Annotated in this window: 4 protein-coding genes; 3 read left to right on the top strand and 1 reads right to left on the bottom strand. The window is 63.8% G+C overall.

Features of this window, described 5'->3' with window-relative positions; all coding sequences use genetic code 11:
- A partial coding sequence (locus KDH09_14760) for a hypothetical protein (protein MCB0220957.1) occupies positions 1-203 on the top strand: 203 nt, incomplete at its 5' end.
- 555 nt (positions 204-758) lie between these two features.
- Positions 759-1,535, top strand: a complete 777-nt coding sequence (locus KDH09_14755) for an enoyl-CoA hydratase/isomerase family protein (GenBank protein MCB0220956.1) — start codon at positions 759-761, stop codon at positions 1,533-1,535.
- Positions 1,536-1,582: 47 nt separating this feature from the next.
- Here the strand turns inward: KDH09_14755 and KDH09_14750 are convergent, their stop codons facing one another.
- Positions 1,583-2,962, bottom strand: coding sequence for an acetyl-CoA carboxylase biotin carboxylase subunit (locus KDH09_14750; protein ID MCB0220955.1), 1,380 nt, complete (start codon positions 2,960-2,962; stop codon positions 1,583-1,585).
- Between the two features lie 528 nt (positions 2,963-3,490).
- Here KDH09_14750 and KDH09_14745 point away from each other — a divergent pair.
- On the top strand, positions 3,491-6,216 hold a 2,726-nt coding region (locus KDH09_14745; protein ID MCB0220954.1), incomplete at its 3' end, for a hypothetical protein.

Here is a 6,216-nt window from a genome sequence, read left to right as displayed (position 1 = left end):
CGCGCCTGAAGTGGACCTCGCGGCTCTACCGCGTCCTGCTCGCAAGAACCCACGGCGTCGAAGCGGCCGCCGCGTTCACGCCCGTCATGGCCTGCGAGTGCTGGCCGGGCATGCCGGTCGCGCAAGAAAGTGAGCGCAAGTGCATTGGAAAAGATGCGGCCGGAGAAGTCCCCGACGCGGGAGAGCGGGCGCCGCCGGGGTGAGTGCGAGAACTGACGCGCGGGCCCATCGCACGCAACGCCGGTGTAGGGGCGGGGTTTACCCGCCCTCCCTCGAACCGGTTGCGCAATCAGAGGGCGGGTCGACCCCGCCCCTACGAAGAATGGGCCGGAACGCAGCCCCGCCGAGTGGCGAGATTCTGTATGAACAAAGGAGGCGCGCAGCGTCCCCCGACGGCGAGGGAGATCGCCGGAACAAAAGAAGCGCTGAAGGCGCAACGCTGTTGCGCTCCCCCGCAGGCGGGGGAGCTGGACGCGCAGCGGACAGTGGGGGCCCCCATCAGCCCGACTTCGCTCAAGCTACGTCGGGCAGCTTCCCCCGTTTGCGGGGGAAGCGCTGAGTCGAAGCGCGAAGCGCGCATGTGCCCCATCTGCCCGACTTCGCTCAAGCTACGTCGGGCAGCTTCCCCCGTTTGCGGGGGAAGCGCTGAGTTGTGCGCTTCCGCGTCCCTTAACCGCATTCACCTCCCGATTTGCTCCGCGCCCTGGCTGTGCCAACAATCGGCGCCAACTGCCGGAACCGCCGGCACCGAGGATGTCATGGAAATCCCCCCGTTCGAGGATCTCATCTACGAAGTCGACGGCCACGTGTGCACGCTCACCATGAACCGGCCGCAGAAGAAGAACGCGCTCTCGCCGAACCTGGTCAACGAGCTCATCGTTGCGCTCGAGACCGCGCGCGACGATGCCGAGGTCCGGGTCATCGTACTCACCGGCGCGGGCGACTGCTTCTGCTCGGGCGGCGATCTGGGAGGCATGGGCAAGAAGAGCGACGTTCCCCAGCGCGGGGGCTTCGTCGAGCTGAACCTGGCCATGCAGCAGATCGGCAAGCCGGTGATTGCGAAGGTCCGGAAGTATGCGCTCGCCGGCGGCCTGGGGCTCATGTGCGCCTGCCAGTTCGCCATCGCCGAGCAGAGCGCCACCTTCGGCACGCCGGAGATCGACCGCGGCATCTTCCCCATGATGATCATGGCCAACATCTTCCGCGCCGTGCCCCGCCGCAAGGGTTTGGAGCTCATCTTCCTGGGCGAGCGCATCGATGCCGCCGCGGCCGAGAACATGGGCCTCATCACCCACGCCGTCCCCGACGATCAATTGGACAGCGCCGTCGCCGAACTCGCCGAAAAACTCGCGAGCAAGTCGCCGGTCATCATGAAGCTCGGCCTCGAGGCCTTCTACAAGCAGTCCGACATGGCCATCGAGGATTCGCTGCCCTACCTCAACGACATGCTGCAGAAATGCTTCGCCACCGACGACGCAAAGGAAGGCATCATGGCCTTCATGCAAAAGCGCAAGCCGGTGTGGAAGGGCAAATAAAAAAGGGCGGCCAGGTGGCCGCCCTTTTCGGTTCACAGGGAGGAGGCTCAGAGCTCTTCGAGCTCCTCGTTTTTCCAGTCGATGCCCTCGAGGAAGGCGGTGGTGTAGACGCCCGCGCGGAACTTCTCGTCGCGGATGATGCGGCGGTGGGCTGCGAGGTTCGTCGTGAGGCCGACGATCTTGTAGTTGCCCAGCGCGTCGTAGGCGCGGTCGAGGGCCTGGTCGCGAGTCTCGCCGTAGGCGAGCAGCTTGGCGACCATGGAATCATAGAAGGGCGTGATCGTGTAGCCCGCGTTCACGCCGTTGTCGACGCGCACGCCCTCGCCCTCGGGCAGGGTGTATTCCTCGATCTTGCCGGGCGCCGGGAACCACATCTTCTTGGGGTTCTCCGCGCAGATACGGCACTCGATGGCCGCGCCCTTGCGCTTGATGTCCGACTGCTTGATGGGCAGCTCTTCGCCGGCGGCCACGCGAAGCTGCAGCTCCACGAGGTCGGTGCCGGTGACCAGCTCGGTCACGCCGTGCTCGACCTGCAGGCGGGTGTTCATTTCGATGAAGTAGTAGTTGCCGTCATCGTCGGCGATGAACTCGATCGTGCCGGCGTTGTCATACTCCACCGACTTGGCCGCCGCGACGGCGGTCTCGTAGAGTTTTTCCAGCATGGCCTCGCCGCCCTCGAGCTTCTTGTAGAGCGGCGCCGGGCTCTCTTCGATGACCTTCTGGTTGCGGCGCTGGATGGAGCACTCGCGCTCGAAGAAGTGGACCACGTTGCCGTGGGTGTCGCCCATCACCTGCACTTCGATGTGGTGGGGGTTCTGAATGAGCTTTTCGATGTACATCGCGCCCGAACCGAAGGCCTTGAGCGCGCGGGAGCTGGCCGTCTCGAAGGCCTTCTCCATCTTGTCCTCGCTGGGCACGGGTACCATGCCGATGCCGCCGCCGCCGGCGCTGGCCTTGAGAAGGACCGGGTAGCCGATCTTCGCGGCGACCTTCTTGGCCTCCTCGGCATCTTCGAGGGTGGCGTCCGAACCGGGCACGCAGGGCACGCCGGCCTTCTCCATCAGGGTGCGGGCCGTGGCCTTGTCACCCATGTGCTCGATCGCGTGGGAGGACGGGCCGATGAAGACGATGCCCGATTCCTTGCACTCGGCGGCGAAGTGGGTGTTCTCCGAGAGGAAACCGTAGCCCGGATGGACCGCCTCGGCGCCCGATTGCTTGGCCACCTGGAGGATCTTGGCTGCATTGAGATAGCTCTCGGCCGCCTGCGAGCCGCCGATGTGGTGGGCCTCGTCGGCTTCCTTGGCAAAGGGGGCCTCGGCATCGGCGTCGGAATAGACTGCCACGGTGGCGATCCCCATTTTTTTGCAGGTCTTGATGACGCGCAGCGCAATTTCGCCGCGGTTGGCGATCAGGACTTTCTTGAACATTTGCTGACTCCTGAATGTGGGCGATTTGTCCCGCTTTTGGGGGCCCTGGGCCCGGCGGGGAGAGCCATCTGGGGCCACTTGGGGCCCGGGGCGGCTCCGAGCCTGTCTAACCGACCCTATAAGGAGGGGCAAGGGAAAAGTGATGTGCCGTTCACCCAAAGGGGCGGCCCGCCCCGGCTGGTCCGAATCCGGGGGCGGGGCACCGGGCCCCGGCGCCCCGCGAAAAACACGCCCGGCTTGCCCAGGGGCCCCGAAACGATATAATTGGCCCAATCGGCGCAGAGCCGCGCGGAGGGCGCGGTCGGGACGTCGGGACAGGCCGGAGGGACCCGGTCGGGCAGGTGTTCAATCATACTGTACCGGCGGGGTTGTATTGCGGCCTGTGGCGCGTTGCGTGAAACTTTTCCAAAGTGATAAGTGGATCACGGCGCGCAAGATCCGGTGGGTGATAGACTTGACCGGACATCAATTTGGGATGTTTCGCCCTCACGTATTTCACGCGGGACGGGCAAAGGGGATTAGAAGACAATGAAGAGTGTATCGCTGCGGCGTTGGATGGTGTGCGCGGCCCTCGGGCTGATCGCGATGGTGACGACCGGTTGCTCCAAGAGCGAGCAGATCGTCCAGAGCGAACTGACCATTTCGGCAGATGCGTTGAAGGCAATCATGATCGGCCAGGAGAGCGACTACTACGACCTCCTGCTGGTGCGTCTGGAAGCCTACAACGTGCGCATGGAAAGCGAGGGGCCCGAGAGCGACCCGTTCCCGGTGGACTACGGTTCCGAGGACAAGCGTCCGGTTGCGACGACCGAAATTCTCGGCACCGCTTTCATGAAGCAGCTTGAGGCCTGCGGGCCTTTCGATTTCGACTGCACCGTGGTCGTGCCCTTCCTGGTCCCGAACACGACGCCCCTGGAAATTCGCGCCTACGTCTTCTGGACCAACAACGTCGATATCGAGGGTGGCGACCCCTACTACTCGCCTCCATTCGTCCTGACAACCGAGCTGATGTTCGGTTCCACGCTTTATCGCGGCAGCAACAGCGATTCAATGAGCCCCCCGGTGAACTCGCAGGGCAAGGGCACCAGCTCCAGCAGCGCCGACGTCGGCGACGTCGGCATCCAGCTTGCGTGGTGGGACAGCTACATGGAGCAGCTTCCGCCGCCGGCGGGCTATGGCGAGTTCGGCAACGGTCCGGGCTATGCCCCCATGACCGGCAACGTGACAGTTGCTTCGGGTGATGGCTGCGCCGTTCCCGGCAGCCCGATCACCGGCGATGCCGCGACGGTCATTGCCTGGGACAGCATTTTCGGTGTGCCCTATGTCGGAACGAATACCGCCGCGGTCAACTGCGGCAGCGCCGGTTGCTACAGCCTCGGCGCCGGCAGCCCCTACTGGGGTCCTCCGGCCAACCGTCGTGTGGACATCTTCGGTGTCTACACCGGCGTCGGGGTCAGCGATTACGGTCCGGTTGATGCCTTCGGTTACTCGATGGTGAATGGCCAGAACCTTGAAGTCTCGGGCTCCTTTGATGACACCTGGTTCTTCGGTATTCCCTTCATCGGCCAGCAGGGTCTTGAGCAGGGCATCTACGTGAATACAACCGCCAGCGGGATGCCCAACACGCAGGATCTGGAACTCAACGGCTGCGCACGCAACGCGCGCCTGACCATGAACTTCAGCGAAGAAGTTTTCACTACGCCGGCGAATTCCGACGGTACCGCGACGACGAGCACCATGCACCCGCTGGGCCTGCCCTCTCTGCTTGGCGAAGCCCTCGTGCAGACCGCCGAATACGGCGAGACCATGGCGGTCGGCAACCGCGCGGTCAGCTACGTGGTCGACTCGAATGGCTCCTATCAGCAGACCAGTGCCGGCGGCCTGATCCTCACCGGTCAGTCGATGAACGCACTCTTTTCCAGCTCCGGCGGCGGACTGGGCGGACGCGGCCTGCTTCCGACCGAACCGCCCGCGTTCCCGACAGTGTGGAATACGGTGTCGGTGCCGACCTTCGGCATTCCCTATCCCGGCGGCGCGCTCTGGCAGAAGAGCAGCGTGAACATCATCAACCTCTACGATCCCAACGACCCCTGCAAGGTGATGAACTTCGATTTCACGCCCTGTTACTTCAGCGGTCCGGTTACGAACCAGGCATACTACGATTCCTACTACGAGCAGGACGTGGTTCCCTCGCAGATCTGCGATCCCGAGGACCCTGAATATCCCGAATACTGCTATCCGCTCCCGGCGGTTGAGGTCGACAATGTTCCCCTCAATCCCAATGCGCTCACCAATGTTGCGAACGTGAAGGTCCGTCGCTTCAACAAGCCCATGTCCTGCGCCATCGACGAAAGTGGCGACATGCGTGTCGAGCATCCCTACCTCTATGGCTCGCCCGGCACGTTCCGTCTGGCGGGCATGAAGGTCGGTCAGGCGGCGGCCAGCGCGCGTGGCGGTGAATCCCCCTACTGCGAAACGGCCGACTGGAACTTCAGCAACTTCGACGTGGGCTATACCAAGAAATGGCGCGAAAAGAATCACTGGATCTGCGATCCGTTCTACTTCGTGGGTTCGGGTGGCTCGATCAACCCCGGTGACAGCTTCCTGCTCTCGGCCGCGGGCGGGCTCGACTACTACGATCCCTACAACTCACCCGGTTGGACCTGGGGCAGCACACCCGTCAACATGACCTGCGACAACGCCGTGGAAGGTGTGCTCATCGGCGGCGCCGACAACGCCAGCGCCTTTGAGCCACTGGTTGCGATTGATCCCTACTTCGCGGACAGCTCGGGCACCTATGGTCTCTACACCCTCGGTAGCAGCTCAGGGGTCGGGTTCAGCGGCATCGCGATCGATCCCAATGATGCCGACAGTGGGCAGCTCGTCGGAACGACGCGGCCCTACAACTGCACCGTCTACGCCACGGAGCTGTACGCGGGCAGCAGCGCGGGAATGCGCAAGCTCGACCTGGATGACGGTTACCAGTATGCCTCGGATTACCCGATCGATGACGGTCAGGGCACGCAGTTCGGCGACATCACCGACCTGACCTTTGATCCCAATTCGAATGAACTGCTGGCTCTGCAGGGTGGCGCTCTCTATGACATCGACCCGACTGATGTCTCGGCCTCGCTCCGCGGCGCTGCGCCGGTCGGCGATATGGGTGACGTTCTGGCGATGACGCCTGACGGCTCGACGCTCTACACCGTGCTTGCCTCGGATGAGACCGTGGACGCCGGCGGCGATCTGGCGAT

The organism is Chrysiogenia bacterium, from assembly GCA_020434085.1.
Taxonomy (GTDB): Bacteria; JAGRBM01; JAGRBM01; order JAGRBM01; family JAGRBM01; genus JAGRBM01.
Note: the sequence above shows the minus strand (reverse complement) of the source record. Positions and strands in the feature narration are given on the sequence as shown.

What these genes read in the sequence shown, in the direction of transcription:
- KDH09_14755 (MCB0220956.1), top strand. Translation starts at nt 759, where the DNA reads ATGGAAATCCCCCCGTTCGAGGATCTCATCTACGAAGTCGACGGCCAC.
- KDH09_14750 (MCB0220955.1), bottom strand. Translation starts at nt 2,962, where the DNA reads ATGTTCAAGAAAGTCCTGATCGCCAACCGCGGCGAAATTGCGCTGCGC.